At 72.4% G+C, this 25,400-nt stretch carries 26 protein-coding genes; 18 read left to right on the top strand and 8 right to left on the bottom strand.

The features are described 5' to 3' along the window. The first annotated feature begins 290 nt into the window (after nucleotides 1-290). The 15 genes from ABH928_RS04170 (at nucleotide 291) to ABH928_RS04240 (ending at nucleotide 16,391) form a co-directional block, all read left to right on the top strand. Nucleotides 291-1,079: a hypothetical protein gene (locus tag ABH928_RS04170; RefSeq protein ID WP_370062106.1), complete on the top strand. Its 789-nt coding sequence runs from the start codon at nucleotides 291-293 to the stop codon at nucleotides 1,077-1,079. A gap of 250 nt (nucleotides 1,080-1,329) precedes the next feature. Beyond that, nucleotides 1,330-1,893, top strand: coding sequence for a hypothetical protein (locus ABH928_RS04175; protein WP_370062108.1), 564 nt, complete (start codon nucleotides 1,330-1,332; stop codon nucleotides 1,891-1,893). Continuing rightward, entirely contained in the window at nucleotides 1,887-2,852 is a 966-nt protein-coding gene (locus ABH928_RS04180; RefSeq protein ID WP_370062110.1) for a hypothetical protein, read from the top strand. Before ABH928_RS04175 ends, ABH928_RS04180 begins: the two co-directional genes overlap by 7 nt. A gap of 234 nt (nucleotides 2,853-3,086) precedes the next feature. Continuing rightward, a complete protein-coding gene (locus ABH928_RS04185) occupies nucleotides 3,087-3,767 on the top strand; it encodes an SAF domain-containing protein (RefSeq protein WP_370062112.1) in 681 nt (226 codons plus the stop codon). Next, nucleotides 3,767-5,095 (top strand): hypothetical protein, encoded by a 1,329-nt coding sequence (locus ABH928_RS04190; RefSeq protein ID WP_370062114.1) that lies wholly within the window; start codon nucleotides 3,767-3,769, stop codon nucleotides 5,093-5,095. The genes ABH928_RS04185 and ABH928_RS04190 overlap by 1 nt, the downstream gene beginning before the upstream one ends. Continuing rightward, nucleotides 5,085-6,692 (top strand): CpaF family protein, encoded by a 1,608-nt coding sequence (locus ABH928_RS04195; protein WP_370062116.1) that lies wholly within the window; start codon nucleotides 5,085-5,087, stop codon nucleotides 6,690-6,692. The genes ABH928_RS04190 and ABH928_RS04195 overlap by 11 nt, the downstream gene beginning before the upstream one ends. Continuing rightward, nucleotides 6,689-7,678: a type II secretion system F family protein gene (locus ABH928_RS04200; RefSeq protein ID WP_370062118.1), complete on the top strand. Its 990-nt coding sequence runs from the start codon at nucleotides 6,689-6,691 to the stop codon at nucleotides 7,676-7,678. Before ABH928_RS04195 ends, ABH928_RS04200 begins: the two co-directional genes overlap by 4 nt. Further along, nucleotides 7,675-8,583 carry a type II secretion system F family protein gene (locus ABH928_RS04205; protein ID WP_370062120.1) on the top strand — a complete coding sequence of 303 codons (909 nt, stop codon included), beginning with the start codon at nucleotides 7,675-7,677 and terminating at the stop codon, nucleotides 8,581-8,583. Before ABH928_RS04200 ends, ABH928_RS04205 begins: the two co-directional genes overlap by 4 nt. Before the next feature lie 113 nt (nucleotides 8,584-8,696). Next, the gene (locus tag ABH928_RS04210; protein WP_370062122.1) at nucleotides 8,697-8,948 is read left to right on the top strand and encodes a hypothetical protein; all 252 of its coding nucleotides are present in this window, start codon (nucleotides 8,697-8,699) and stop codon (nucleotides 8,946-8,948) included. Beyond that, nucleotides 8,945-9,337 carry a TadE/TadG family type IV pilus assembly protein gene (locus ABH928_RS04215; RefSeq protein ID WP_370062124.1) on the top strand — a complete coding sequence of 131 codons (393 nt, stop codon included), beginning with the start codon at nucleotides 8,945-8,947 and terminating at the stop codon, nucleotides 9,335-9,337. Before ABH928_RS04210 ends, ABH928_RS04215 begins: the two co-directional genes overlap by 4 nt. After that, a complete protein-coding gene (locus ABH928_RS04220; protein WP_370062126.1) occupies nucleotides 9,334-9,759 on the top strand; it encodes a pilus assembly protein in 426 nt (141 codons plus the stop codon). The genes ABH928_RS04215 and ABH928_RS04220 overlap by 4 nt, the downstream gene beginning before the upstream one ends. Nucleotides 9,760-9,773: 14 nt before the next feature. Further along, entirely contained in the window at nucleotides 9,774-10,211 is a 438-nt protein-coding gene (locus tag ABH928_RS04225; RefSeq protein WP_370062128.1) for a pilus assembly protein TadG-related protein, read from the top strand. Further along, nucleotides 10,211-13,807, top strand: coding sequence for a LysM peptidoglycan-binding domain-containing protein (locus ABH928_RS04230; RefSeq protein WP_370062130.1), 3,597 nt, complete (start codon nucleotides 10,211-10,213; stop codon nucleotides 13,805-13,807). The genes ABH928_RS04225 and ABH928_RS04230 overlap by 1 nt, the downstream gene beginning before the upstream one ends. A gap of 231 nt (nucleotides 13,808-14,038) precedes the next feature. Next, nucleotides 14,039-15,784, top strand: coding sequence for a hypothetical protein (locus ABH928_RS04235; protein WP_370062132.1), 1,746 nt, complete (start codon nucleotides 14,039-14,041; stop codon nucleotides 15,782-15,784). A 55-nt stretch (nucleotides 15,785-15,839) separates the two neighbouring features. After that, nucleotides 15,840-16,391 carry a Uma2 family endonuclease gene (locus ABH928_RS04240; RefSeq protein WP_370062134.1) on the top strand — a complete coding sequence of 184 codons (552 nt, stop codon included), beginning with the start codon at nucleotides 15,840-15,842 and terminating at the stop codon, nucleotides 16,389-16,391. Nucleotides 16,392-16,482: 91 nt separating this feature from the next. Here ABH928_RS04240 and ABH928_RS04245 read toward each other — a convergent pair whose 3' ends face one another. From ABH928_RS04245 to ABH928_RS04260, 4 genes are all read right to left on the bottom strand, one after another. Then, nucleotides 16,483-17,958, bottom strand: a complete 1,476-nt coding sequence (locus tag ABH928_RS04245; protein ID WP_370062136.1) for an SDR family NAD(P)-dependent oxidoreductase — start codon at nucleotides 17,956-17,958, stop codon at nucleotides 16,483-16,485. Between the two features lie 86 nt (nucleotides 17,959-18,044). Continuing rightward, nucleotides 18,045-18,521, bottom strand: coding sequence for a MarR family winged helix-turn-helix transcriptional regulator (locus tag ABH928_RS04250; protein ID WP_370062138.1), 477 nt, complete (start codon nucleotides 18,519-18,521; stop codon nucleotides 18,045-18,047). 502 nt (nucleotides 18,522-19,023) lie between these two features. Next, nucleotides 19,024-20,682, bottom strand: a complete 1,659-nt coding sequence (locus ABH928_RS04255; RefSeq protein WP_370062140.1) for an NAD-dependent malic enzyme — start codon at nucleotides 20,680-20,682, stop codon at nucleotides 19,024-19,026. Nucleotides 20,683-20,822: 140 nt separating this feature from the next. Further along, nucleotides 20,823-21,530: a nitroreductase family protein gene (locus tag ABH928_RS04260; RefSeq protein WP_370062142.1), complete on the bottom strand. Its 708-nt coding sequence runs from the start codon at nucleotides 21,528-21,530 to the stop codon at nucleotides 20,823-20,825. Nucleotides 21,531-21,621: 91 nt separating this feature from the next. Between ABH928_RS04260 and ABH928_RS04265 the strand changes: the two genes are divergently transcribed. Then, nucleotides 21,622-22,116, top strand: a complete 495-nt coding sequence (locus ABH928_RS04265; protein ID WP_370062144.1) for a winged helix-turn-helix transcriptional regulator — start codon at nucleotides 21,622-21,624, stop codon at nucleotides 22,114-22,116. Nucleotides 22,117-22,149: 33 nt separating this feature from the next. Here ABH928_RS04265 and ABH928_RS04270 read toward each other — a convergent pair whose 3' ends face one another. The 3 genes from ABH928_RS04270 to ABH928_RS04280 all read right to left on the bottom strand — a co-directional run bounded on the left by ABH928_RS04270 (nucleotide 22,150) and on the right by ABH928_RS04280 (nucleotide 23,586). Further along, nucleotides 22,150-22,620, bottom strand: a complete 471-nt coding sequence (locus ABH928_RS04270) for a nuclear transport factor 2 family protein (protein ID WP_370062146.1) — start codon at nucleotides 22,618-22,620, stop codon at nucleotides 22,150-22,152. Nucleotides 22,621-22,811: 191 nt separating this feature from the next. Continuing rightward, nucleotides 22,812-23,138 (bottom strand): putative quinol monooxygenase, encoded by a 327-nt coding sequence (locus ABH928_RS04275; RefSeq protein WP_370062148.1) that lies wholly within the window; start codon nucleotides 23,136-23,138, stop codon nucleotides 22,812-22,814. Nucleotides 23,139-23,217: 79 nt separating this feature from the next. Continuing rightward, on the bottom strand, nucleotides 23,218-23,586 hold the full coding sequence (locus tag ABH928_RS04280) for a nuclear transport factor 2 family protein (RefSeq protein ID WP_370062150.1): 369 nt from the start codon (nucleotides 23,584-23,586) through the stop codon (nucleotides 23,218-23,220). 157 nt (nucleotides 23,587-23,743) lie between these two features. On the opposite strand from ABH928_RS04280, the gene ABH928_RS04285 reads away from it, so the two are divergent. Then, nucleotides 23,744-24,568, top strand: a complete 825-nt coding sequence (locus ABH928_RS04285; RefSeq protein ID WP_370062152.1) for a MerR family transcriptional regulator — start codon at nucleotides 23,744-23,746, stop codon at nucleotides 24,566-24,568. 86 nt (nucleotides 24,569-24,654) lie between these two features. Further along, the gene (locus tag ABH928_RS04290) at nucleotides 24,655-24,804 is read left to right on the top strand and encodes a hypothetical protein (protein WP_370062154.1); all 150 of its coding nucleotides are present in this window, start codon (nucleotides 24,655-24,657) and stop codon (nucleotides 24,802-24,804) included. A 7-nt stretch (nucleotides 24,805-24,811) separates the two neighbouring features. On the opposite strand, the gene ABH928_RS04295 is transcribed toward ABH928_RS04290, so the two are convergent. Continuing rightward, nucleotides 24,812-25,339 carry a MarR family winged helix-turn-helix transcriptional regulator gene (locus tag ABH928_RS04295; protein ID WP_370062156.1) on the bottom strand — a complete coding sequence of 176 codons (528 nt, stop codon included), beginning with the start codon at nucleotides 25,337-25,339 and terminating at the stop codon, nucleotides 24,812-24,814. Nucleotides 25,340-25,400 lie beyond the last annotated feature (61 nt).

The raw sequence follows: 25,400 nt of genomic DNA on the forward strand, positions 1-25,400 counted from the left end.
TGCGCCCCCTCGATGCACACGGCGTACGCCGCCAGCCGCGGACGCATCCGCGCACCTTCCCGCACGCCTTCGCTCGGACCGCACGCCACCATCCGGGGTTTTCCCTCCGGGCCAGGGGGTACAGGGAGCTGGCAGGCGGATGTGGCTGGTGGGAACCGGTGCGAGGACGCGCGGTGGCCGGTCGGTGTCCGCGGGGGCCTGCGGATCTGACGGTGGAAAACCGACGGCAGCGGTGCCTCGAACGACGGGTCCGACCCGGCGCCGGGCTTGGGGGTGTGGTGGATCTCGCGGTGGAGCTGGTGCTCCTGGGGGCGGAGTGCCCGGACGAGCGTGCGTTCGGCGGGTCGCTGGGCGCTGCCGAGGGTGCGCAGCGCTTCTGGCGTGCGGTGACCGGCACACTGCTGGACGCCGGGCCGGGCCGCTGCCGGGTCACCTCCGTCCATCCCGAGGCGGACGCCAACGCGATGCTGTCGGCGCTCAAGGAGGCGGCCTCGCGCGGCGGACGGCTGCTGGTGGTCTACCTCGGCGGTCAGTTGGCCTGGGACGAGCGCAGGCGGCGTCCCGCGCTGGTGACGGCGGGCAGCCTGCGGGAGAACGCGGCCCGGCGCGGCCTGCCGTGCGACTGGGTCACCAGCGCGATGGCGCACGGCACGCAGCAGGAGGCACTGCTGGTGCTGGACCTGGCCGCCGATTCGGTCGCCTGGCAGGAGTGGCCCGCCTGGGCGGAAGCCGAGCTGGAGGTTCCCGCCTGGGGTCGGGTCGTCCGCTACGACGCGCATCGGCGGGGGCGCGGGGCCGAGGACATGTGCGCCGGGGCGCTCGCGGAGGAGCTCACCGAGCTGCTGGACGCAGGCGCGCCCGGTGCGCCCGCCGCGCTCGACGTGCGGGAGCTCGACGCGCGGCTGGAGCTTCTCGGATGCCTGGGCGCGCGTCCGGAAAGGCGCGTTTCGCACGCGCGTGAGCGGGGCGCGCGGGTGGCGGGCGCTCCGATCCATCACATCGGCCCGCCGGGGGAGTGCAGGTTGTTGCTGCGCAACCGGTCGGTGCTGCGCGGGGCGCTGCGCTCCGTCTCGCGGTGAACGGAAGCGAAAATGCCCCGGGGCATTGACGTGCGCATTACGACGGGGAGAATTTCAGCCACATCCGGGGACAGCGGACGCTGTGAGGCATAGGGTGCTGAACACCGTCAATCTGGGAATCGACGGCAAGGGGGGAGCCATGCGGCGCCTGGGTACCGTGCTCCGAAACCGCCCTTCACACCGCGTCTCTGACGACACGTCAACTGGGGCCGCACGCCCGCGCGGACCGGTTCCCGCCGCGGTCAAGGCCGTGGTCGCCGCCTCGGCTGCGTTCTCCGTGGCCGTGCTCGCCGGCTGCGGCAGCGGTGGCAGCGCGGAGACGCTGAACGGCGCGCCCTCGAAGGAGGCCACGCCCCCCGCACCCGCCGGGCTTGCCGCGCCCAGCGTCGCCGGGCCCGACGCGGACTTCGTGCTCCGCGCCTACGCGGGCTACTGGGCGGCCCAGGTGCGCGCCATGTCCACCGGCCAGGCGGACGGGAGCGACCTGTCCACCTACGCCACCGGCGAGGCGCTGAGCGACAGTTACGCCGACGTGGTCCGGCTCGTCGGCGGCGGCCTGCGGATGCGCGGAGCTCCGGTCTCCGACCCGAAGGTGACCTCGGTCGGGGCGCTGTCCGGCGCGTCCGGGGTCGACCAGGCCACCGTCGTCGACTGCCTCGACGTCTCCGGCTGGCACCAGGTGCTCGCCTCCAGCGGGCGGACCGACGAGCCGGCGACGCGGCTGACGCGCTATCAGGTCGTCGCTACCGCACGCACCGTCAGAGGAGTGTGGATGATCTCCCAGATCACGCGCGAGACGGACAAGCCATGCTGACCCCGACGTCGACCCGGCCCTCTCCCCGTGCGGTGACGTCCACCGTGACGCGCATGGCCGCCGCGCTGCTGCTGGTCCTCGGCGGTGTGGTGGGCGGGGTGATGGGCGCGGCCGGTGCCGCGCACGCGGCCGTGTCGCCGTGCGCCAACTCCTACGTCTGCGTCGTCGTCGGGACCCCGGGGTCCGGCGGCGGTGCGCAGGGCGGCGGAGGCTCCGGCGGCGCCGGAGGCGGGAACGGGGCCTGCTACTACCAGAACCAGGTCGAGCCCTGCTACATCCCGGGCATCGGCGCGCTCGACTCCGGCGACGGCTGTTACTACATCCAGATGCAGCCGCAGCCCCCGGCCGGTGACCCGCTCTGGCAGGGGCACAAGCCGGGCGACGGTGCGATCTACGTCCGCACCTGCGCGCTCAGCGGCGGCGGGGGCACGGTCAGCCTCTGGATGGCCGCCGGTCCGCCCGCTCCGGTGCAGGTGACGCCCGCTCAGCTGGCGCACATGGCCGTGGCCAAGCTGCCGCTGCTCCCGGCCCAGCCGGAGACGGCACCAGGCAACGGAAAGCCCGGCCTCGTCAACACGCCGGTCATGCTCTGGCTCAACCCGGGCAACGGCAAAGGTGACTACGGCGACACCTATGCCTCGGCCGCAAAGCCGTTGACGGTGACCGCGAGCGTCCCTGGTCTGTCGGTGACCGCCACGGTCTGGTCGCCCAAGGTGACCTGGCAGATGGGCGACGGCGGGACCGTCGTCTGTCCGGACGCGGGGACGGCGTACACCGGGACGCTCGTCAACGGCTGCACCTACAGCTACACCAAGGCCGCCGGCGCCTATGCCGTCAACGCTCTGGTCAGCTGGACCGTCAGCTGGTCGGGAGGCGGCCAGACCGGAACCTTCCCGATGGACGACGTGGCCAGCCAACAGACCACGCTCAAGGTGGACGAGATCCAAGTCCTCAACTGACGCACCAACGAACCTACGCATCAACGCACCAACACGCTTCACCGTACGGACCGCACCACACCCGCAAGGCACCGCACCCGCAAGGCACCGCACCCGCACGGCACGCACAGCACAGAACGGACCAAGGAAAGAGGCGAGACTCCGGTGGAAGCCCCCGCGTCCCCGACGCTCGAAGCAGGGCATCGCCCCGCAGCGCCGATACGCGCGCCCCAACGCCGCAGGCGCAGGCCCGCCGTGCTCGCGCTCGGAGTCGCCCTGATCGCGGCCGGAGGACTGGGCGGCAGCGCCCTCTACCTGACCACCGGTCAGCGCGTCGGAGTCCTGGCCCTCGCCCAGGACGTGCCGGTCGGCCAGCCGATCACCGCCGGTGACCTGACGGTGGTGCGGATCTCACTGGACCCCGCCCTCAAGCCGCTCAACTCCGACAGCCACGTGCTCGGCATGCGCGCCACCGCCGACCTCAAGGCCGGACAACTGCTCACCGGCGCGGACCTGACCAACGATCCGCTGGTCGACGCGGGGGAGCAGGTCGTCGGACTGGCCGCGAAGCCGACCCAGTTGCCCGCGTCCGGAGTGCAGGCGGGCGCGTGGGTGGTCATGGTCTTCACGCCGTCGGCGGTCGGCAACGGCAGCGCGACGGGCGGTTCGCCGACGACCGGTTCCACCGGCGGCGGCACGAACGGCTCGACCGGCACCAGCGGTTCGGGATCAGGAACCGCCGGGACCGGTGCCGCGCAGGTGCAGTCGATCACGCTTCGGGTCGTCGACGTCGGCCAACCCTCGCAGTCCGACGGCACGGTGGTGGTGGACGTCGCCGTGCCGCCGCAGAAGGCCGCCGCCGTGGCGGACCTGGCCGCGAGCGGCCGGTTCATGCTGCTGCTCGCCGCCGCCGGGGCGCAGGGAGGGGGTGGCTGATGGCGGTGGTCGCGATCACCGGCGGTCCCGGCGCGCCCGGGGCCACCAGCACGGCGCTCGCGCTGCTGCTCAACTGGCCGTTGGCAGAGCACCGGAGGGTGCTGCTGCTCGAATGCGATCCGGACGGCGGCGCGGTGCTCTCCGGCGCGTTGCAGGGCCAGGTCGGGGCGGGCGGCGGCCTGCGCAACCTGGCGCTGGCGGACCGGCGCGGGCGACTGCTCGAAGTCCTGTGGGAGCAGTGCCTCGACCTCTCTCCGGGCGGCACCGGCGACCGGCTGCTGCTGCCCGGCCTCACCGATCCCGCCCAGGCCCCCGCGCTCGCGTACACCTGGGAGCCGCTCGCGCACACCTGCCAGAGCCTGGACGCGTACGGCTGTGACGTCCTGGTGGACCTCGGCCGGTCCGGCATGAACGGACCCTCGGCGGTGATGGCGCATCAGGCGGACGCCGTCGTGACGGTGCTGCGCACCACCCTGCGCGGGCTCAGCTCCACGCAACCCCGGATCGCCGCGCTGGCGGCGGACCTCGCGACGCAGGGCACCGGCGCGGACACGCTCGGCCTGCTGCTGATCCAGGAGGGCCCGTACGCGTCGTCGGAGGTCTCCCGGGCGTTGGGGGCCCCGGTCGTCGGCGTCCTGCCGCACGCCCCGCGCGAGGCCCGGGTCCTCTCCGACGGCGGCCAGACCTCGGACCGGCGCTTCCAGCGCTCCGAGCTGATGCGCGCCGCGCGCTCGACGGCCGACGAGCTGCGGGCGTTGGTCGCCCGCCGCCGGGTGCGGCTGCGGCCCGCCGCGGGTCCCGCTGCGGCTCCCGTGGCAGCGAACGTGGCGCCGACCGTTGCGCCGACCGTGACACCCCCGGTCGTGTCCCCCGTGGCACCGCGTCAGGCAGCGGCGGACTTCCGAGAGTTCCCGGAGTTCCCGGAGTTCCCCGAGTTCCCGGCGCCAGCACCGGCATCGGCACCGACAGCACCTGGGCCCACCCCACCGCCCGTGCCTGCACCATTCCCTGAGCCAGCCCCGCAGGCGGCGTACCGCCCGGCGCAGGCAGCCTCCCCGGATCCGGTGCCGCCGCAGTACCCACCCGCGCCCCATTTGGCGATGCGGCCGATTCCCGTGCCCGACGCAGCCGTTGCGGCGCACCCCAGCGGTCTTGTGACGCCCGGCCAGGCGCTGCGACTCCAGGCGGTGCAGCAGACCTACGGGCCGGACCCTGGAACAGACGTGAATTCTCACCCTAAGCCTCAGGTTGATGCTCAGGCGCCGCCGCTTGCGGTCCACGCGCCACGGCCGCCCGTGCCCGGGGAGGTGTCGGCCCATGTCCGTTGAGTCGTTGAACCAGCCGTTGCCGCGGCAGCAGCTCGCCGGCCGACCCGCGAACGACCAGGCGAGTGGCTATCCGAACGGCCAGTTGACCGGTCAGGAGCCGGCGCCACAGCCGTCGCAGCCGCCGAACTTCCTGTTCGGAGCGGTCGTCGACGCCAAGGTCGCGCAGGAGCTCAAGCGCCAGGTCGCCGCCGAGCTGCACGAGCAGCTCAGCGCCTCGCCGGACGCCGCGACCGCAGACTCCGCGGGCCGACGGCAGCGCGGCAGGGCGCTGATCGAGGACGCCGTCGCCCGCTGGTCGGACGCCTACGCCGTCGCGCACGGCGTCACGCCCACGCGGGAGCAGGACCGGGCGTTGGCCGAGGTGGTCTTCGACCTGCTCTTCCGTGCCGGTCGGCTGCAGCCCTACCTGGACGACCCGGAGATCGAGAACATCCTGATCAACGGCTACGACGACGTGTGGATCTCGCGCGCGCACCAGCCGCTGCGCCAGGTCCCGCCGATCGCCGACAGCGACGAGGAACTGGTCGAACTGCTCCAGGAGTTGGCGCGCCGGCACGGCGGCGGCGAGCGCTCGCTGTCGACGGCCACGCCGACGCTCGCGCTCCGGCTGGAGGGCGGCATGCGGCTCCAGGCGATGACGCACGTCACCCCGCGCCCGTACGTGGCGATCCGCCGCCACCGCGTCCAGAACGCGACGCTGGGCGACCTGGTCCAGCTCGGCACCGTCGACTCGAGCATCGCCGCGTTCCTGGCGGCGGCGATCCGCGCGCGGAAGAACGTGATGATCACCGGCACCCAGGGCGTCGGCAAGACCAGTCTGCTGCGCGCCATGGCGGGCGAGATCCCACCGGACGAGCGGGTCGGCACGCTGGAGTCGGAGTTCGAGCTCTGGCTGCACACCCTCGGCCATCTGAAGCAGGTCGTGCCGATGGAGGCGCGGGAGGGCAACGGCGAACGGATCGACGGACGCGTCGCGGGCGAGGTCTCGATCGGCGAACTGATCCCGGCCGCACTGCGGATGACGCTGAGCCGGATCATCGTCGGCGAGGTCCGCTCCAGCGAGGTGGTGCCGATGCTCCGGGTGATGACCAACGGCGAGGGCGGCTCGATGTGCACGCTCCATGCCCGCACCCCGCACATGGTGGTCGACCGCATCGCCGAACTCTGCCTGGAGTACGGGGCACAGATGACCGACCAGCTCGCCTACCGGCTCACCGCCAACGCGCTGGACTTCGTGGTCCACGTGACCATGCTCGACGAGACCGGGATCGGCGGGAAGCGCCACCGCTTCGTCTCCCACATCCTTGAGGTCACCGGCCTCGGCGAGCAGGGACGGCCCGCGCTGAACACCGTCTTCGGGCCGCGTCAGGGCGGCGTCGACGCGCAGGGGCGGCAGATCTGGCCCGAGCCACGCGGCGTTCCGCAGACGCCTCCCGCCTGCCTGGACGACCTGCGCCGCTCCGGTTTCGACGCCTCGCTGCTGCGGAACCCTTACGGGACCTGGGCCGCACCGCTCGGACTGCGGATCGGCGGCGGCCGGGGCAGCGGCGTCGACGTTTCGTCCGGGCCCGACAGCGGAGTCGGGGGAGCGGTATGAGCGTGCTGCTCTGGGCCGGCTGCGGCGTGCTGCTCTGCGGCGGGCTGGTGGCGCTGATCGTCTTCGCGCGCGGCAGCGACATGCGACCCGAGGCCGGAGCCGAGCCCGAAGCTGGGCCCGGCTCCGAACGCCGCCGGTTCCGGCCGACCGGCCCTGTCGGGGTGCGGGGTCGCGTCCAACTCGTGGTGGCGATCGGCGGTGCGGCGTTCGGCTGGCTGCTGACCGGTTACGTGGTGGCGCTCGTGATCGTGCCGATGCTGGCCTTCGGCCTGCCGTGGCTGCTCGCCGCGACCATGCCCAGGACCGAGGCGATCGACCGGCTGGAGGCGCTGGCCGAGTGGACCCAGCGGCTCTCCGACGTGCTGCTGCTCGGCGTCGGGATGGAACAGGCCCTGATCGGCAGTCTGCGCACCGCGCCGGAGGCGCTGGAGAAGGAGATCGCCGACCTGGTCGGCCGGATCCAGTCGCGGATGAACCCGGAGGAGGCGCTGCGCCACCTCGGCGACCGACTCGGTGACGCGACGTCGGACAAGGTCCTGGCCGCGCTGCTGCTCCGGGTCAACGACCGTGGTCCCGGCCTCTCCAGGGCGCTCTCCGACCTGGCCGACTCGGTCCGCGAGGAGGTCCGGCAGCGCCGCGTCATCGAGGCCGACCGGGCCAAGCACCGGGCGACCGTGCGCTGGCTGGTGCTGATCTTGCTGGGCGCGGCCGTCGTGATGTCGCTCAACGCCTCCTACGTCGCCCCGTACGGGACGCCGATCGGGCAGGCGGTGCTGACCGCCGTCGTGTTCTGCGTTGTCGCCGTCGTCGGCTGGATGGCCCGGATGACGCTGCACCGGCCCGTCCCGAGGTTCCTGGAGGCGGACCGCCGCAGTCGCGTCTCCACGCGCGAACTGCTGCGCCGGGACGGAACCGCAGACTCGGACGCCGACAGTCTGGGCGCGATGACCGGGCGCCCGTGGGCAGGGCAGGGGGAGGCACGATGATCACGTGGCTGGTGGTGCTCGGCGGCGCGCTCGGCCTCGGTCTGGCGCTGCTGATCGCCGAACTACGGCCCGCACCGCCGCATCTGGAGACGGCGCTGAACCGCCTCAACCCCGGTCCCACCGCGCCGATCCGGCTGGGCGAGGCGGTGCCCGACTTCGGCGTCACCGCCGAGCCGGGCCTGCTCGACGGTCTGGGCCGCAGGCTGCGGGGGCTCGGTGTGCTCAGCGGCTTGACCCTCCCGGAGCGCGATCTGGCCCTGGTCGGGCGGACTCCGGAACGCCATCTGGCGCAGAAGCTGATCAGCTCCCTGCTCGGCCTGCTGGCCTTCCCCTACGGCATCGTCATTGCCCAACTCATCGGCCACCCACTGCCGTTCGCCGTCCCGGCGGTGGCGTCGCTCGGGCTCGGCGCGGTGATGTGGTTCCTGCCCGACCTTCTGCTGCGCGGTCAGGCGGACGAGGCCCGGATCGACTTCCTGCACGCCGTCGCCGCGTATCTGGAACTCGTCGCGCTGGAGCGGGCCGCCGACCGCGGACCGGCCGAGTCGCTGGAGCGGGCCGCCCAGGTCGGGCGCGGCCCGGTCATCCGGCGCATCGCCCAGGCGATGGAACTCGCCTCGCTGCAACGCCGCCCTCCCTGGGACGGTCTGGCGGACCTGGCCACCGAACTCGGCCTGACGCCGCTTCAGGACCTCGCCGACACGATGCGGCTCTCCGGCACCGACGGCACCGCGGTCTACAAGACGCTGCGAGCCCGGGCCGCCAACCTGCGCTCCGAACTGCTCTCCGACGAACTCGCCAAGGCCAACGTCGTGAGCGAACGGATGGTCGTTCCCGGCACGGCCCTGGTCATGCTCTTCACCGCCCTGGTCGGCTTTCCGGCCCTCTATCGCATGCTCCACTGATCGACCCGTGCCACATGCACGACCGGTGCCACATGCACGACCCGCACGACCCGCACGATCCGAAACACCCGCACCGCCCGCACCACCCCGAGAAGATCACGAAGGAGTACGTCATGTCCCGCGAACGTCGTCGTCCCGCCTCGCCGCCCACGTCCGAACGGCCCGACATGCCTGCCGCGTTGCTCCCCGTCGTCATGGCCGTGACCTTCCTGCAGGGCCGGGCCGAGAAGGCGCGGCGGACGGAGGACCTGGGTGCGCTCAGCTTCGAGCTGGTGCTGCTGGCCATCGGGCTGATCGTGGTCGCGACCACCGTGATCGGCGTGCTGGTGGCGGCAATCACCAACAAGGCCAGCAGCCTCAAGTGAGGCGGGCCGATCGCGGCTCGCTCTCCGTGGAACTGGTCTTCCTCTTCCCCGTCGTGCTGTTGATGGTCTTCCTGGTCGTTCAGGGGGCGTGCTGGTGGTACGACCGCCAGGTCGCCCTGAGCGCGGCCCGAGAGGGTGCGGCCATCGCCGCCGACACCCAGAAGGGCGGCCAGGAGCCGGTGGCCGCCGCCGTGGACTTCGTCGACACCAATGCCCTGCTCAACGGCGGCGCCTCCGTCCCGCCGCCCACGACGTCGGACAACGACACAAAGGTCACCATGACTGTCACCGTGCGGGTGAACTCGCTGCTGGGCCCCGTGTGGGGTGGCCCGGACATCACGGTGACGGCGACCGTCCCCCTCGAGCGGTTCGTGGGGGTGGGGCAGTGACCGGACTGGCCCACGGGCCGGGGCGGGAGCGGGGCTCGCTGTCGTTGGAGGCCGTGCTGCTGATGCCGGTCGTGACGGCGTTCTTCCTGTTCGCCGTGGCGGCCGGGATCAGGGAGCAGGACCAGGGCACCTTCGACCTCGCCGTCCAGGCGGCGGCGCGGGCCGCCTCGCTGGACCGGAACCCCGGGGACGCCGTCAACGCGGCCACCACCGCGGCCGACACCGTGCTGCAGAGCGAGGACCTCCAGTGCTCGAACCTCCAGGTCGCGCCGCCGGTGCGGCAGGCCGGGGCCTACGACGACTACCTGAAGGTGTCGGCCAGTTGCGACCTGAGCCTGGACATCGGCCTGCCGTTCCCGATCAGGACGACGGTGACCAGCGACTTCGCCTCGGTCGTCGACACCTACCGAGGGCAAGGGTAGGAGGTGCAGGGCGAATGCGGGACCAGGGGCGAATGCGGGACCGGGGTTCGTTGTCGCTGTTCTTCCTCGGGATCGCCCTGGGGTTCCTGGCGTTGACCGGTCTGGTGCTGGACGGAGGAGGCAAGGTGCTCACCGAGGAAAGGGCGGACGCCGTCGCACGCGAGGCGGCGCGCGCCGCATGCGAGCAGATCGACGTCAACGCCGTCCTCGGCGGGACCTACCAGATCGACCGGACGCGTGCGGCCGAGGCCTCGGCGGAGTACCTCGGCTTGGCGGGCATGAACGGCTCACCGCCGCAGTTCCCCGCCGGGGCGTGCTCGGTCGCGGTCACCACCACGTACCGGACGAAACTGCTCGGACTGATCGGCATCGATCAGATCACGGTCACCGGCCACGGCACCGCCGTGGCCTTCTACGGCATCACGGGTCCGGAGGGGTCGGTGGGGAACTGATGCTCCGCAACGTCGTTCGCGCGTGCTTCGCGTGCGTCACGCTGCTCGTGCTGATGATCGGCCTTCCGGTCGTGCTCGGCTTCGGCACGGTGACGGTCGTCCACGACGCCCGACCGGCAGGCGGGCTGGGTGGCCTGCTGACCTCGGGAGACCAAGGAAACCTTTTCCTGTGGGTGTTGGTGCTGGTCGGGTGGGTGGCCTGGCTCTCCTTCGCGGTCTCACTGCTGGTCGAGATCCCCGCGCAGTTGCGGGGACGGGTGCCACGCCGGCTGCCCACGCTCGGCTGGAGCCAGCGGCTGGCCGGCGGCCTGGTCGGCGCGATCCTCTCGCTGCTCCCGGTGGCGGGCACGGCGCTTGCCGCCGCGCCCGCGCCGCAGCTCGCGATCACCGCGCCGCACCTGCCGTCGTCGGCGGAACGGGCGACCGGAACTCCGGCGATGGCCCACTCTGCTGACGTCGCGTCGGTCGCGGAGCCGCACGGGGCGGGCGGCGTCGCGGACAGCGCAACCGGTCAGGGCGGACACCTCAGCTACACCGTCCGGTCGACCCGACCGGCCGAGAGCCTGTGGAGCATCGCGGACCAGTTGCTCGGGTCCGGCGAGCGCTGGCGGCAGATCGCTGCGCTCAACGAGGGCCGGGTGATGGACGCCGAGCACCGCGTCTTCGACGCGGAACGCCCGATCCAGCCCGGCTGGGTGCTGCTGCTCCCGTCCGACGCGAAACTGCCGAGCGGGGACGGCAGCGTGACGCCCAGCCACGCGCCCGGGCGGCCGGGCGAGGTGACGGTCCGTCCCGGCGACACCCTCTCCGGGATCGCCGAGAACACCATGGGCACGGCCTCGGACTGGCCCAAGCTCTTCGCCGCGAACCGGGGCGTCGCGGCCCCGGACGGAGACCGCCTGACGGACCCGAACCTGATCGAGCCGGGGATGCGGCTCACCGTTCCAGAGGCGAGCGCGCCGAGCGGTAGTCCGGACTCCGGGACCGCAACGGCCCCGCCGCCGACACCGGCTCCGAAGCCGCCTGTGGCGACGCCGCCCTCAACACCGCCCGCCACGACGGCTCAGACCGCTGCGCCCTCCAGCCCTGCCACCTCAACGCCGACCTCCGCGCCTGCGTCCGACGCACCGACATCCAACGCACCGACATCCAAGGCACCGACATCGTCCGCGCCCGTCGGGAAGCCCGAAGGCATCCCGCACGCGACCGCCTCGCAGTCCCCGGAGGAGTTCGCGGTGGCGTCCGGGACCAGCGTGCTGGGGGCCGTGGTTCTAGGCGCGGTCGCCCTGCGTCGCTCCCGCAGGCGGAACGTGCCGCCGAGGCAGGGGGGTCAGCACCGGACGACGCGCGGGCCTCGCCCGACTCCCACGATCGACCCGGAGGCTCGCAGCGCCGCGCATCTGACGCCGGTTCCCATGCCGCTGCCCCCGTCCCTCGCCGGGGCGCCGCAGTCCGGGCCGCAGTCCGCGCCGCACGCCGCGTCGACTCCGGCCCCGGCGCCCGCCCCTGGCCCGGTCCCCGTCCCGCAACTCGGCGGCCAGGCCGGGCGTGACCTCGACCTGCTCGGCCGGGCGCTGCGCAGCATGGCCCGCAACGTCGCCCGGGAGGGCCGTCGGCTGCCGCCGCTGAACGTCGTCCGGGTGACGCCCGCGCACACCGTCGAGCTGCACCTGGTCGCTCCCGCGCCGCCGGTCGCGCCGTTCCGGGCCGCGCACGCCTCGACGGTGTGGTGGTGCACCGCCGACGCCCCCGGCCTGCTCGGGCCCGAGGCGGCGGCCGTGGTGCCCTCGCCGTATCCCGCGCTGGTCAGCCTGGGGGAGACGGACGACGGGGCCACGGTGCTGGTCGACCTGGAGGCGATCCGGCTGCTGCACATCTCCGGCGAACCGGACGACGTCTCCCGGGTGCTGCGGACGCTCGCGCTGGAGCTCACCTTCACCCCGCTCGCCGACCGGGTGGGCGTCCACGTCGTGGGCGTGGCCGCGGAGTTGGCGGCCGTGGCGGACGACCGGCTGGTCGTGCACGAGGATCTGGAGCACGCGGTTGCCGCGCTGCAACAGCGTGACGCCGCCGTCCGGTCCGCACTGGTCGAGGCCCAGGCGGCGACCCCGCGCGAGGCCCGCAGCCGTGGCATCGGCGGGGACGAGTGGGCGCCCGAGGTCGTCCTGTGCGCCGGTTACCCGACCGGCACGACGCCGGAGGCGCTCGGGAGGCTTCTCGACTCCCGTCCGCGCGGCAGCGTCGCCGTGGTGACCGCCGCGCCGCCGCCCGGCAGCGGTCCGGTGGCGCGCTGGACCCTGCCCGCCTCCGGTCGGGGCGTGGTGCCGGGACTGGGGATGGACCTGACCCTGCAGCGGCTCGACGACGAGTCCTACGACCGCTGGCTGCGCCTCCTCGGCGCGAACGTGGTCGATCCGGCAGTCGATCCGGCACCCGTCGCCGCCTCCGCTCCTGCCCCGGAGCCCAGTTGGCCCGAGGACGCCTTCGCGGACCTCTTCGACGACATCGACACGCCTGATGTCGCCGCGGACACCTCCGATGTGCCCGAGAGCCACGACCGCCCGCAGCGCTCCAGTGTGTGGAGCAGGCGAGACGTCGTCCCGACGCTGCGCGATCCCGACGCCGCGCCCCCGGACCCGCGCCTCGACCACCGCCTTGATCAGCCTGACAGTCCGCACGACACCCCGCCGGACAACCGGTCGTCCGACCGGTCGGACGCCCCTGGCGGGGACGACGACGCACGTCCCGCCGCCCGATTCGCCGTCACCGAACCGCCCGTACACGGAGCAGCGGTCGTTCTCCCGGACCGTCCGGGCCCGCTCCTCCCGGCAGCCAATCCGCCCGTCCCGAGCCTCGACCTCCCGCGCCTCGACGTCCCGACGCAGGGACGGCTGCCGAGCGACCCGTGGATCCTCGCCCTGCTCGCGACGCCGCCGACCTCCGCCACGCCCGCGCATCCGCAGCTCCGGCTGCTCGGACCGGTCGAACTGGTCGGCGCGGCCGGGCCGGTGGAGCCTGAGCGGCGTGCCGTGCTGATCGAGGCCGCCGCCCGTCGCTCGGTCGGGCCTGCCCAGGGCGCGTACGTCTCAGCCGACGCCATCGGACGGCTGCGGGAGTGGCTCGGCGACGGGCCGCACGGCCGCCCGGTCACCCTGCGCTGCGACTGGGACGACTTCCAGGCCCTCAGCGAGCGAGGACTTCGCGACACCGGGCCCGCCGCCGACACGGCCCTCGCGCGCGCCCTCGCGCTGGTGCGCGGCGCGCCGTTCGCGGAGGTCGCGTACCCGTGGGCGGAGCCGCAGCGCCGACGGATGGCCGCCGCGGTCGTCGACGTGGCCCACGAGCTGACGCTGCGTCGGCTCCAGGCCCGCGACCACCGGGGCGGCGAGGCGGCTGCCGCCCGTGGCCTGAGCGCCGATCCGGGTGCGGAGCTGCTGCTGCGCGACCTGCTCTGCCTGCACGCGGACGCGGGAGCCACCGCGGAACTCCGGTCCACCGTCGGCCGGCTGGAGGCGAAAGCGCTCCGTACCGGGCAGCCGCTGGAACCGGAGTCGGCCGCCCTTCTCGCCGAGCTGCGCAGTGCGTCGTTCAGCTGAGGGGGAGGGAGGGGGAGGAGCGGGCAACAATCGCAGTTTCTCCACAATGGCCGTGCGCGGGCCGCCGAAAGCCGAACGCGCCCGGGGGCCTGACCGATCCGAGAGGAAATGGGACGATAGCGCGCGGGACCGGCCAAGGCGGTTCGGTGCGCCCGAGGGTAGTGTGTCGCTCGGTGGGGCGTCAGGTCGCCCCAGCCCAGCGTGGGGTGCAGGCAACGGACGGGGTGGCGGATGGGCGGCGACGGGCTGCGCGGCCGGGTGCTCGTGATCGAGGGCGGCATCGGACGTGCCGCACGGCGGTTTCCGCCGCGTGAGGCGCGACCGGCGCCGGGGATGTCCTCGATCCTGGCGGCGCTGGCCCCACAGGTGCTGCTCGCCGCCGACGGCGTCGACATCGTCCACCTGCCCAAGGCCATGGACGCCGACGGCATTCGCGCCCACCTGCAGGCCTGCGTCCGCCACCCGGGACCGCTGCTGATCCATGTCGGCGGACACCTGGTCAAGGACCGCCGCACCGGCCTGCTCGACCTGGACCTCGGCGGCCACGGCCACACCTCCCGGCTGCCGTGGCGGGCCTTCGCGGAGGAACTGCGGCTGCGCTCCCTCCAGACCGGCACGCTGGTCATCGCCGACCTCAGCGCCGAGGAGGGCGCACTTCCCCAACTGCGCGTGCAGCCCTCCCCGTTGGGGGCGGGCCTGCCGCTGTGGGCGGCGGTCAGCCCGGACCCGCAGCAGGTCGGCATCTTCACCAAGGCCCTGGTCGAGGCGCTCCACGGCGGCCAGCCGGGCGCGGGCGAGCGGCTGACGCCGGAACAACTCCAGTACCAGGTCCACTCGGTGCTACGGCCCGAGACGCAGGTCGTCATCTCCCACGCACCGGGCTGGCAGATCTTCCGCAACACCTCCCGGCGTCTCGCCCCGACCATCGTCGACTCGCCGACCCCGGTTCCCGGCCCGACCCCAGTCTCGGTTCCTGGCCCGGTCGCTGGCCCGCCGCTGGTCCCAGGCCCGACCCCGGTCCCTGGCCCGCCGCCGGGAGCGCTGCGTCCGTCCTCGGTGACGATCGCCCCGGCCTCGGAGGAGGTGACCGTCGAGTTCCTCTCCCCGACGGCCACCAGTGCGGGAGGGCACACGCCGCCCGGCGTCGCGATACCGAGGGGCGTGGTGCCGACCGCTCCTCGGCTCCCCGCCGACGACATGCCGACCGCCCAGGTCCCCGTCGTGGTCATCCCCGCCGACGCGGTGCCCGCCGCAGTGCCGCCCGCCGATCCGGCACCCTTCGGCGTCGCGCCGTTCGACATGCCGCCGCTTCCGCCGCACTCGCCCACGGTCCACCTGCCCGACGAACCCGACCAGTTGGAGCAGTCGGACCGGTCCCACCCCTCCGGCGAGCCCACGGCCACGCTGCCGGCCACGCAGCAGGACCCGTCGGACTGGGCCGACGACGTCGAGCACGTCGACGAGGCCGACTCGGCTGGTGAGGCCGAAGAGACTGACGGGGCCGAGGCGTCGTCGACCCTCGCCGACCAGGACGACCTCGCGCCCTACCGCGAGGCCATCGGCACCATCGTCGCCGCAGCCGAGGCGGGCGAGCACGCCCAGGCCATCGCCGACGCCCAGTCGCTGGAGCGGCAGGCCATGCATTCCCACGGGCCGGATGCCGAGCCGGTGTTGAAGCTCCGTCAGGTCCGTGCCCACGTCACCCGCATGGCCGGGCTGCAGTCCGATGCCACGCTGCTCTACCGGGACGTGGCGCTCAGCCTGCTGGACGCCCGCGGCCCGGAGAACCCGGAGACGCTCCAGGCCGCCGCCAACGCCGAGGCCTGCTGGCGTGCGATAGAGGACGACGCGGAAGCCCGCCGCATCGGCCCGGACCTCCTCCGCCTCCGCCAGGCCGTCCCAGACCCCCGCCGCCTCGCCGCGGTCGAACGCCACCTCGCCCGCCTCCGCGACACCAACCGCGCCGCCGCGTCCTGAGAACGCCTACGGTGCAGGCGACGCCCCCGCTGAACTTGCCGTATGAGGGAAGCCGATGAACCCGCGCACTTTCGAGTTGCTGGAGCAGGTCCGCCGGGTAGCCCCGGAGAAGGCGAAGGTCGAGCTCAGCGGCGACATGGTCGTGGTTCAGGCGTCCCCCTCGGCCCTGCACCAACGGAATCTCGCCACCGTGCAGGAGCAGTTCGACGCGCACCGCCCGGACGGGTACTTCCCCAGCGGCAACAGCGACCTCGCCGCCGTGGAGGTGGGCAAGGTCCGCAACCCGGACCTGACCTACGTCCCCAACGACGTGGTCGACCTGCCGGAGCACGACATCCCAGCGGCTTTGGCGCTCGTCGCCGTCGAGATGGTCTCGCCCCGGAACCCCGAGAACGACTGGGTCGGCAAGCTGCGTGACTACCCGGTGATGGGAATCCCGCTCTACGTGATCGTCGATGCGCGGGCGAAGACCGTGACGCTCTTCTCCGAGCCGGAGAACGGCCGGTATCGCAGCCGCGAGGACGCCGACTTCGGCGAGACGATCCGGATCCCCGCACCGTTCGACTTCGTCCTGCAGACGTCGTCACTGCTCCCGATCACCGACTGACCGCGGCCGGCTGACCGCCGACCGACCGACCGACCGCCGCCCCCGACCGACCGGCGCGCGGTCGGTCGGGCGCGCCTGCGGGCGCGAACGCTCACCACGGGTGCGGGTGGTAGTCCTTGAGGAAGATACCGAAGAGGTCCTCGCCCTGCTCGCCGCGGACGATCGGGTCATAGACGCGGGCCGCGCCGTCGACCAGGTCGAGCGGGGCGTGGAAGCCGACGTCGGCCATGCGCATTTTGTCCGGGTGGGGGCGCTCGTCGGTGATCCAGCCGGTGTCGACGGCGGTCATCAGGATGCCGTCGGAGTCCAGCATCTCCTGGGCGCTGGTGCGGGTGAGCATGTTGAGGGCGGCCTTGGCCATGTTGGTGTGGGGGTGGCCCGGTCCCTTGTAGCCCCGGCCGAACTGGCCCTCCATGGCGGAGACGTTGACCACGTACTTCCGGCGGGCCGGGGACGCGGCCATCGCCGGGCGAAGGCGGCTGACCAGGATGAACGGCGCGGTCACATTGCAGAGCTGGACTTCGAGCAGCTCGATCGGGTCGACCTCGTCGACCTTCTGGCTCCAGCTGTTGGACGCGTCCAGATCCGGCACCAGGCCGCCGGCGTCGATCGCCGTGCCCGCCTCGATCAGCGCGGGCGCGGCCGAGCCGCTGGTCAGCGCCAGGGCGGTGAGCGCCTCCGCGCTGAGCTCGGCGCGACGCGGGCTGCCGGCCTGGGCGGGCAGCATCGGCTGGCGGCTCATGTCGAACCGGCCGAGCGTGACCGCGGAGGGCAGCTCGCCGGCGGGAAGCGGCGCGGCCTCGGCGTCGATCAGCTCCTTGTAGGCCCGGGGCGAGCGCCTCACGGTCTGGGCCGCGTTGTTGATCAGGATGTCCAGCGGACCGGCCGCGCTCACCGCGTCGGTCAGCGCGATGACCTGGGACGGGTCGCGCAGGTCCAGGCCGACGATGTTGAGGCGGTGCAGCCAGTCGGCGCTGTCCGGCATCGCCTTGAAGCGGCGGATCGCGTCGTTGGGGAAGCGGGTGGTGATCGTCGTGTGGGCCCCGTCGCGCAGCAGCCGCAGCGCGATGTACATGCCGATCTTGGCCCGGCCGCCGGTCAGCAGCGCGCGCTTGCCGGTCAGGTCGACGCGGGCGTCGCGACGGGAGCGGTTCTCCCGGGCGCAGTCCTGGCAGAGCTGGTGGTAGAACGCGTCGACCTCGACGAAGCGGGACTTGCAGGTGTAGCAGGCACGCGGGCGCTCCAGTGTCCCGGCGATCGCGCCGCTGGCGGAGGACGTGAGCTGCAGGCCCTGCGTCTCGTCGTCGATGCGGTCGGCGGCGCCGGTCGCGGTGCGCTCGGTGACCATCCGGTCGTTGGCGGTCTTGGCCGCCCGGCGCTCCTGGCGACGGCGGTGCTTGACCTCGCGGTAGACGCCGGAGGTGGCCTTGCGCAGCGCGATCGCCTGCGGGTGGTCGATGGGGAGCTCGTCGAGTTCCGCCAGGGTGTCCAGCACCAGCTGCAGGCGGTCCGGGTCGATCCCGGGGTGGGCCTCGGCGGCGGTCGTCACGTCGGGTCCTGCGTTCATCGCCTGCTGTTCTCTTCTGGAGGGAGGATCGGGTGGGGCGGTGCGGGGATCGTGCTGGGAGACAACCCGATCAACTCTACTTGGTTCTACGTGGGTGGGTTCTGTGTCCCGCATCGCAGTCGGCGGGCGACCTCGCCGAGCCCGGTGGCGAGGTGTGCCTGCTGCTCGGGCGTCAGCACGTCGATCAGTGCGGAGCGGACCGCGGCGACGTGGCCGGGGGCGGCCTGGCGCAGTGCCTCCCGGCCCTGGTCGGTGATCTCGGCGAAGACGCCGCGCACGTCGCTGGGACACGAGCGGCGAATGACCAGTCCGGCCCGCTCCAGCTGGGTGATCTGGTACGTGAGCCCGCTCTTGGAGGTGACCAGGCGGTCGGCCAGCTCGGTCATCCGCAGTGAGCCGTCAGGCACGGCCGAGAGCTGGACCAGCACTTCGTACTGGGTGTGGGAGAGCCCGGAGTCGTCCTTGAGCTGCTGTTCGAGCTTGCGGCCCACCAGGCTGGTCGCGCTGAGGAAGGCGATCCAGGCGGCCTTCTCGGCGTCGTCGAGCCAGCGGGGTTCACTCATGCTCACCACTGTACTCCCAGTAGTTCAAATTTAAAGAACACGTCCTCGGGACCAGGAGGGGGCAGGCCGAAGCCGTCGGTCAGGACGTTACCAACGATCTTGCGGGGTCGTCCGCCACCCCCGCGGCCGACGGTGGCCCGGGGATCAGCTCGGCGAGAGCGGCGTCTCCTGACCGGGTGAGGCGCATGGCGAGGCGCGTCGCGGCGCGTTGCCGGGTGCGGGAGGATCAGGCGCAAGATCGTCCGTACACCTCCACAACCAGGGCACCGGGGCATGCCTGGCCGCCGGGGGCGGCTACGCCTACAGCACCGGCTGCGACAACCGGCCCAACGAGAAGTGGAGCGCCGAGCGCCAGTAGGCAGCACAGCCGGTCGGTCGCGGCCGAGCGGCAGGTGTCGGTCCTCCCTGTCGGCCCTGCATGACCAGGGCGGCGACGCCAGGGCCGGCCTGCTCGCCGAGGCGGACGCCGATGCGGACGCCGCGCCCCGGCGCAGCCCAGCGGTCAGGCGTGGGCGTCGTGGTGAAGATAGGCGGCCTGCCAGCGGGTGGCATCGACCGCGTCGTGGATCTCCTCGACGCTCAGGTGCGGGGCGACCCCGTCGGCGACCGCGGCCCTGGCGACGGTGCGTGCGACGGCGGTGGCGGTCTCCGCCAGGCGCGCCCGCTCGGGGAGCAGGGAGGGGACCTGCGCGTGGGTGTCGACGCTCTCGGCCACGGCTTCGGCGGCGGCAGTCATCATCGCGTCCGTCACGCGGGTGGCGCCCACGGCGGTCACGGCCAGGCCGATGCCGGGGAAGATGTAGACGTTGTTGCACTGGGCGACCGGCACCTCCCGCCCGCCGTAACGCGCCTGGGGGAACGGCGAACCGGTCGCGATCAGGGCGCGCCCGTCCGTCCAGTCCAGCAGGTTCTGCGGGGCGGCCTCGCTGCGGCTGGTCGGGTTGGACAGGGGCATGATGACGGGCCGGTCGCAGTGCTCGTGCATGGTGCGCACGACCTGCTCGGTGAACGCCCCGGCAGCGGTGGACAGGCCGACCAGGGCGGTGGGGTGCACGGCGGCGACGACGTCGGCCAGACCGGCGGGGCCGACCGTGCTGGAGGGCACGGCGCCCGCCCGTTGGGCCAGGCGCTGCTGCGCGGGGTCGAGGTCGGTGCGGTCCTCGGTCAGCAGGCCCCGGATGTCGACCACGTAGATGCGCTCGCGGGCCGCCTGCTCACTCAGGCCCGCTGCGGTCATCGCGCGCACGATCTGCTCGCACACCCCGATGCCCGCGGAGCCGGCTCCCAGCATGACCACGCGCTGCTCGGTCAGCTTCGTGCCGCTGACCCGGCAGCCGGCGGTGAGCGCGGCCATCGCTACGGCCGCGGTGCCCTGGATGTCGTCGTTGAAGGTCAGCAGCCGGTCCCGGTAGCGCTCGAGGATCGGCAGCGCGTGCGGGGTGGCGAAATCCTCCCACTGCAGGAGCGTTCCAGGCAGTTCGGCCTCGACGGCCGTGACGAACTGCTCGATGAACGCGTGGTACTCCTCACCGTCGACGCGCGGGTGGCGCCAGCCGAGGTACATCGGGTCGGCGAGCAGTTCCGGGTTGTCGGTGCCCACGTCCAGCACGATCGGCAGGGTCCGGGCAGGGTCGATGCCGCCGAGCGCGGTGTAGAGGGAGAGCTTGCCGATCGGGATGCCCATCCCGCCGATGCCCTGGTCGCCGATGCCGAGGATGCGCTGCCCGTCGGTCACCACGATCACGTCCACCTCGCGGCGCGGGCGGTTGCGCAGGATCTCGGCGAGGTGCTCGCGGTCGGGGTAGGCGACGAACAGTCCGCGCGGCCGCCGGTAGATCTGGCTGAAGTGCCGACAGGCCTCGGCGACGGTGGGGGTGTAGACGATCGGCAGCATCTCCTCGACGTGGTCGCGCAGCAGTCGGTAGAAGAGCGTCTCGTTGTTGTCCTGCAGCGCGCGCAGGTTGATGTGCCGGGCCAGGTCGGTGGGCTGGTCGCCGTATGCCGCGTAGGCGCGCCCAACCTGCTGGTCCAGTGTCTCCACGGCGAAGGGCAGCAGCCCACGCAGCCCGAGCCGGGAGCGTTCCTGCTCACCGAAGGCCGTGGAGCGATTGAGGACGGCGTCCTCGAGCAGGTGCAAGCGGGCCGTGTCGCGAGGGCTCATGCCGTCGTTCCTTCCTCTCCCGCCGCGGGGCGGTGTGGGCGCGGGCCCACACGATGTCACATCCCACGATTCTCCCTCGCTCGGTCTGGTCAGCGCGGCAAAGGCGAGGGGAGCAGGTGGTGAACTGTGGAGTCCTCGGCTCAGCCTGTGTGCCAGGTGACGGCGTTGCCGGGCTGTTCGCGGGTGGTGCGGAACGAGTTGACGGGGTGGTCGGGGTGAGGGTGGCCGAAGGAGATCCCGGCCACCACGCGCCGGTTGGCCGGGATGGCGAAGTGGGCGCGAAGGAAATCGGAGTAGGAGGCGAGGGCGGCTTGGGGTGCGGCGGCCAGGCCGAGGCTCTGGGCGGCGAGCAGGAAGGTGCTGATGTAGAGGCCGCAGTCGACGGCGCCGTAGACGCCGAGGTCGGCTTCGGTGGTGATGATCGCGACGTGCGGCGCGTCGAACAGCTCGAAGTTCCGCAGCATCTGACGCAGCGTCTGTTCCTGGTCGCCCTTGGCGATGCCGAGGCTGCGGTACAGCTGGAGGCCGCACTCGCGCCGGCGCTGCCGGTAGACGCCGGTGTACTGGGCGGGGAACGGGAAGTCGGGGGCGGCCGGGTGGCTCTGGACGTGGGCCGTCAGCCGGGCGCGCAGCTCCTCGGTCGCGGCGCCTTCGGTGAGGTGCACGTGCCATGGCTGGGTGTTGCACCAGGACGGTGTGCGCTGTGCCAGTTCCAGCAGCCGCTCGATGGTGTCCCTCGGGACCGGGTCGGGCAGGAACTGGCGGCAGGTGTACCGGTCGGCGAGGATCCGGCCGAGCGCCTCGTGCAGGTCGGTGCCGGATTCGGGGTGGGTGCTGGTCGGGCTCAAGGATGGCCTCCGCTGGCGCCTATGGTCTCGTTTCGAGACCGCATGCTACCGGGCCGGTCTCGTTTTGGAACCGCGCGGGTAGAGTCGTGGGGTGCGTTACGAAGACCTCGCCGACCTGCCGTGCTCGATCACGCGCCCGCTGGTGATCCTCGGCGACCGCTGGACGCTGCTGATCCTGAAGGCCTCATTCACCGGAGTCCGCCGCTTCAACGCGTTCCAGAGCACGCTGGGCATCTCCCGCAGCCGCTTGCAGGACCGCCTCGGCCGCCTGGTCGAGCACGGCATCCTCACCCGGCGGCAGGCCGACGACGGTGACCATGTCGAATACCGCCTGACCCGCAAGGGCCACGACATCTACCCCATCCTCATGGCGATCCGGGACTGGGGCGACGCCTACATGGCCCCCGACGGACCGCCCGCGCACTACCGGCACCGCGACTGCGCGGGCGAGGCCCACGTCCAACTCGCCTGCGACGCCTGCGGTACCGGCGTCACCGCACGCGACATCACGCCCGAGCCAGGACCAGGCATGCTCACCCACCTCAGGCCGCCGGGGTCGGGCCGGTCCGGCAGGCAACCCGACTGATCATGCCGAGGGCGGCGACCCGGGCGGTGGCGCTTACGGAGAGCAGGGGCGGGTCTCGGTCCAGTCGACCATGAGGCGGCGTTCTGCGAAGTACCAGTTGCCGTCGCTCAGCTTGACGAACCGGTCGAGGTAGCGGATGGAGGCGACCATGATCGTGCGCTGCGGAGGCTCGTCGCGCGAGATGTGGTGGGCGAGGCAGTAGCTTTCGCCGGAGGCCCGGTCGCCGTCGAGGGTGACGGTGCTCTGGCCGTTGAAGTGGGTGGTGGCCTGGTAGGTGTTCAGGTTGTCGAACACCGGGGCCAGGGCGTCGCGGCCGTGGAGTTCCTGCGTGGGCTCGGCCGCGGTGGCGTCCATGAAGACGAGGAAGCGGGTGTCCTCGGTGAACAGGGCCATCTGGCCTTTGGCGTCCCGGCGGTCGGCGCAGTGCGCGTAGGCGTCGACCAGCTCGCGGATGGCCAGCCGGTCGGCGGCCTCTTCCGGGGAGATCGGCGGGTGGGGGGACATGGCGACTCCGTTCGAAATCAGATGCTGAGACCTATCGGATGTCAGCAGTCAGGGTCCGGCAACCCGTGGAGCGGCGGCCGTCGAGGCCGCCCGCCGGATCATCGAACCCGCAGCGCCGTCGAGTGACGGTTGATCAGTCGGTGGAGGACTGCGGGCAGGGCCGCAGCTTGAGCCGAGGCGTGTCTCGGTGGTCAGGCCTGCGCCGTGCGCGCTGCGATGCCACGGCCCTGGTAGATCTCGTCGTAGTAGTGGATGACCAGCGGGCGGGTGAGCATGGCTTCGAAGGTGGCGGTGAAGCCGTGCGCGGTGCGCCAGGCGAGGTAGTCGGTGTAGTTGTGTGCCTCGGTCCACTGCGTCAAGCCGGTGACGTGGTCGGCGTCGTTCCGGTCGCGCAGGATGCGGATCTCTTCGCAGCCGTCGTGCTCGAGACTTTCCCCGAGGATGTCCAGCAGTAGCTTGGCGACGTCGTCGCGGCGGCCGGGCTGGGCGAAGAGCTCGGCGGTGACAAGTGCGCTCATGGGGGAGCCCTCTCTTAAGGGTGTCGCCGCCGGCCGGAAGCAGCCGGCCGAGCGTCGCATCGGTCGAGACCCGGCAGGCTCAGTAGGGGGAGGGCTGGTTGAAGATGACGGTCAGGCTGGTGATCCTGCCGTCGCGGATGGCGAAGTAGCTGGTCATGACCAGCACCTCGGGCAGGTTGGTCTTGTCGTAGTCGCCGTCGTACTCGGCGCGCACGATGATGTCTCCGTGGTGGTCGATGACCTCGCGGACCTCCATCGTGACGCGGTCGCCGACGAACTCCTTGTCCAGGAACCGGCGGATCGCGTCGGTGCCCCAGATCTCGCGCCGGTTGTCGTTCACGTAGGCGTCGGGGGAGAAGGTCGCCACGATGCGTTCGGTCTCGAACGCGTTCACCGCGGCGATGTGCTCTGCCACGACGGCGGGAAGGTCGGTTGTCGTGCTGGACATGGCGGATCCTCTCGATCGGCCGGAAGGCTGATCTGCGCAGTGGCTGACCAGCCGGAATCGGTCTGTCACGGCCCAGGTTCGCCGCTCTCGTCGGGTGAGGGTCAAGGCCGGGATAAGCCGTTGACCCTCACACGACTGGAGGGTTGAGAATGAGGGGATGAGCCACGCGCTGACGATCGGCGACTTCTCCAAGGCGACGCACCTGAGCGTTCGGAGGCTCAGGCACTACCACCAGATCGGGCTGCTGGAGCCGGCCGACGTCGACCCGGACACCGGCTATCGCCGTTACGCGACCGAGCAGATCCCGGCAGCTCAGGTGATCCGCCGGTTCCGGGCGCTGGACATGCCGCTGGACGACATCCAGGCCGTGCTGACCGCCCCTGACGTGCGGACCCGTGACCAGCTCATCGCGGCCCACCTCGGCCGGATGGAGGCCGGTCTGGCCCGAACCCAGCAGGCCGTGACGTCCCTGCGCGACCTGCTCGAACGCCGCTCCGCGCCGGCCGCGATCGGGCACCGCAGCGTTCCCGCGACGCCCGCCGCGGCGATCAGCGAGGACGTCGGAGTCGCCGACGCCCTGCTCTGGTACCAGGGGGCGCTGGGGGAGCTGCGTGCCACGCTGGGCGCCCAACGCCTCCGTGCGGACGGCCCCGCGGGAGGGATGTTCGCCGACGAGCTGTTCGCCGACGAGCGCGGCCGGGCGACCGTCTTCCTCCCGTGTCGCGGGCCGCTCCGGCCCACGGGCCGCGTCACGCCGACGACCGTGCCAGCGGCCGAGCTGGCCACCATCGTCCACTCCGGTACGCACGACGACATCGACCGCGCGTACGGGGCCCTCGCCACCCACGTCGCCGAGCACGAACTGGCCGTCGACGGGCCACTGCGCGAGTACTACCTGATCGGCCCGGGCGACACCCTCGACGAGGGAGCCTGGCGAACCGAGATCGGCTGGCCCGTCTTCGCCACCGGGACCACTGGCTAGCGCGACCCCGGCTAGCCGGCGGAGGCTCGCCCGTGCCCGGGCCTGCGCGGGTACGGCCTGGCCGACTCGTCCGTCGGCCAGGCGGCGTGGATCTACGAGAAGCTCGAGCCGAGCGCACCCACAGCCACCGGCACTACTGGAACGACCGTATCCCCAGGGGCGGCCACTTCGCGGCCTTCGAGCAGCCCGCCATCTTCGTCACCGAACTGCGCGACTGCTTCCGCTCGCTGCGTTGACGGCAGGTCAGTCCTGGGCCGGCGGCCAGTCGACCGGGGGCGGCAGGGTGCCGCGCTTGAGGATGTTGGCGTACACGCCCTCCAGCGCCTCGGTGAGCGGCCCTATCAGCCCGGACGGCAGTCCCTCGACGAACAGGTTCCGGACGAGATCGACGTGCCCGGGCGCCGCCTGCCCGAGGGTCTGCCGCCCGGTGTCGGTCAAGGTCACCTCGGTAACGCGCTTGTCCGTGGCCGACAGGGCGCAGCTGACCAGCCCACGGGTGCTCATCCGCTTCACGTGGTGGGAGACGCGGCTGCGTTCCCAACCGATCTGCGCGGCCAGCACGGTGATCGGCATCCGGCCTTCGTCGGCGACGCTCAGCGCGGTCAGCACGTCGTAGTCGGGAAGGGACATGCCACTGTCCGCGAGCAGCTGGCGGTTCATCTCGTACGCCATGCGCAGCTGAACCCGGATGTAGGCCAGCCACGCCCGCTGCTGGTCGCTGTCCAGCCACCCGCCCTCGGGCTCCGGCACGGCGTTGCGTTTACGTGACATGTCACTAAGCTTTCTCTTGAAGCCACCACGCGGCAGGCACCACTTGGGACATCATCCCTCG

Source organism: Streptacidiphilus sp. MAP5-3 (assembly GCF_041262505.1).
Lineage (GTDB): Bacteria > Actinomycetota > Actinomycetes > Streptomycetales > Streptomycetaceae > Streptacidiphilus.

Excerpts from the sequence above, each read along its gene's own strand:
- ABH928_RS04180 (WP_370062110.1), top strand. The coding sequence starts at position 1,887 with ATGCTGACCCCGACGTCGACCCGGCCCTCTCCCCGTGCGGTGACGTCC.
- ABH928_RS04190 (WP_370062114.1), top strand. The coding sequence starts at position 3,767 with ATGGCGGTGGTCGCGATCACCGGCGGTCCCGGCGCGCCCGGGGCCACC.
- ABH928_RS04195 (WP_370062116.1), top strand. The coding sequence starts at position 5,085 with ATGTCCGTTGAGTCGTTGAACCAGCCGTTGCCGCGGCAGCAGCTCGCC.
- ABH928_RS04200 (WP_370062118.1), top strand. The coding sequence starts at position 6,689 with ATGAGCGTGCTGCTCTGGGCCGGCTGCGGCGTGCTGCTCTGCGGCGGG.
- ABH928_RS04205 (WP_370062120.1), top strand. The coding sequence starts at position 7,675 with ATGATCACGTGGCTGGTGGTGCTCGGCGGCGCGCTCGGCCTCGGTCTG.
- ABH928_RS04210 (WP_370062122.1), top strand. The coding sequence starts at position 8,697 with ATGTCCCGCGAACGTCGTCGTCCCGCCTCGCCGCCCACGTCCGAACGG.
- ABH928_RS04225 (WP_370062128.1), top strand. The coding sequence starts at position 9,774 with ATGCGGGACCAGGGGCGAATGCGGGACCGGGGTTCGTTGTCGCTGTTC.
- ABH928_RS04230 (WP_370062130.1), top strand. The coding sequence starts at position 10,211 with ATGCTCCGCAACGTCGTTCGCGCGTGCTTCGCGTGCGTCACGCTGCTC.
- ABH928_RS04235 (WP_370062132.1), top strand. The coding sequence starts at position 14,039 with ATGGGCGGCGACGGGCTGCGCGGCCGGGTGCTCGTGATCGAGGGCGGC.
- ABH928_RS04240 (WP_370062134.1), top strand. The coding sequence starts at position 15,840 with ATGAACCCGCGCACTTTCGAGTTGCTGGAGCAGGTCCGCCGGGTAGCC.
- ABH928_RS04245 (WP_370062136.1), bottom strand. The coding sequence starts at position 17,958 with ATGAACGCAGGACCCGACGTGACGACCGCCGCCGAGGCCCACCCCGGG.
- ABH928_RS04250 (WP_370062138.1), bottom strand. The coding sequence starts at position 18,521 with ATGAGTGAACCCCGCTGGCTCGACGACGCCGAGAAGGCCGCCTGGATC.
- ABH928_RS04255 (WP_370062140.1), bottom strand. The coding sequence starts at position 20,682 with ATGAGCCCTCGCGACACGGCCCGCTTGCACCTGCTCGAGGACGCCGTC.
- ABH928_RS04270 (WP_370062146.1), bottom strand. The coding sequence starts at position 22,620 with ATGTCCCCCCACCCGCCGATCTCCCCGGAAGAGGCCGCCGACCGGCTG.
- ABH928_RS04275 (WP_370062148.1), bottom strand. The coding sequence starts at position 23,138 with ATGAGCGCACTTGTCACCGCCGAGCTCTTCGCCCAGCCCGGCCGCCGC.
- ABH928_RS04280 (WP_370062150.1), bottom strand. The coding sequence starts at position 23,586 with ATGTCCAGCACGACAACCGACCTTCCCGCCGTCGTGGCAGAGCACATC.
- ABH928_RS04285 (WP_370062152.1), top strand. The coding sequence starts at position 23,744 with ATGAGCCACGCGCTGACGATCGGCGACTTCTCCAAGGCGACGCACCTG.
- ABH928_RS04295 (WP_370062156.1), bottom strand. The coding sequence starts at position 25,339 with ATGTCACGTAAACGCAACGCCGTGCCGGAGCCCGAGGGCGGGTGGCTG.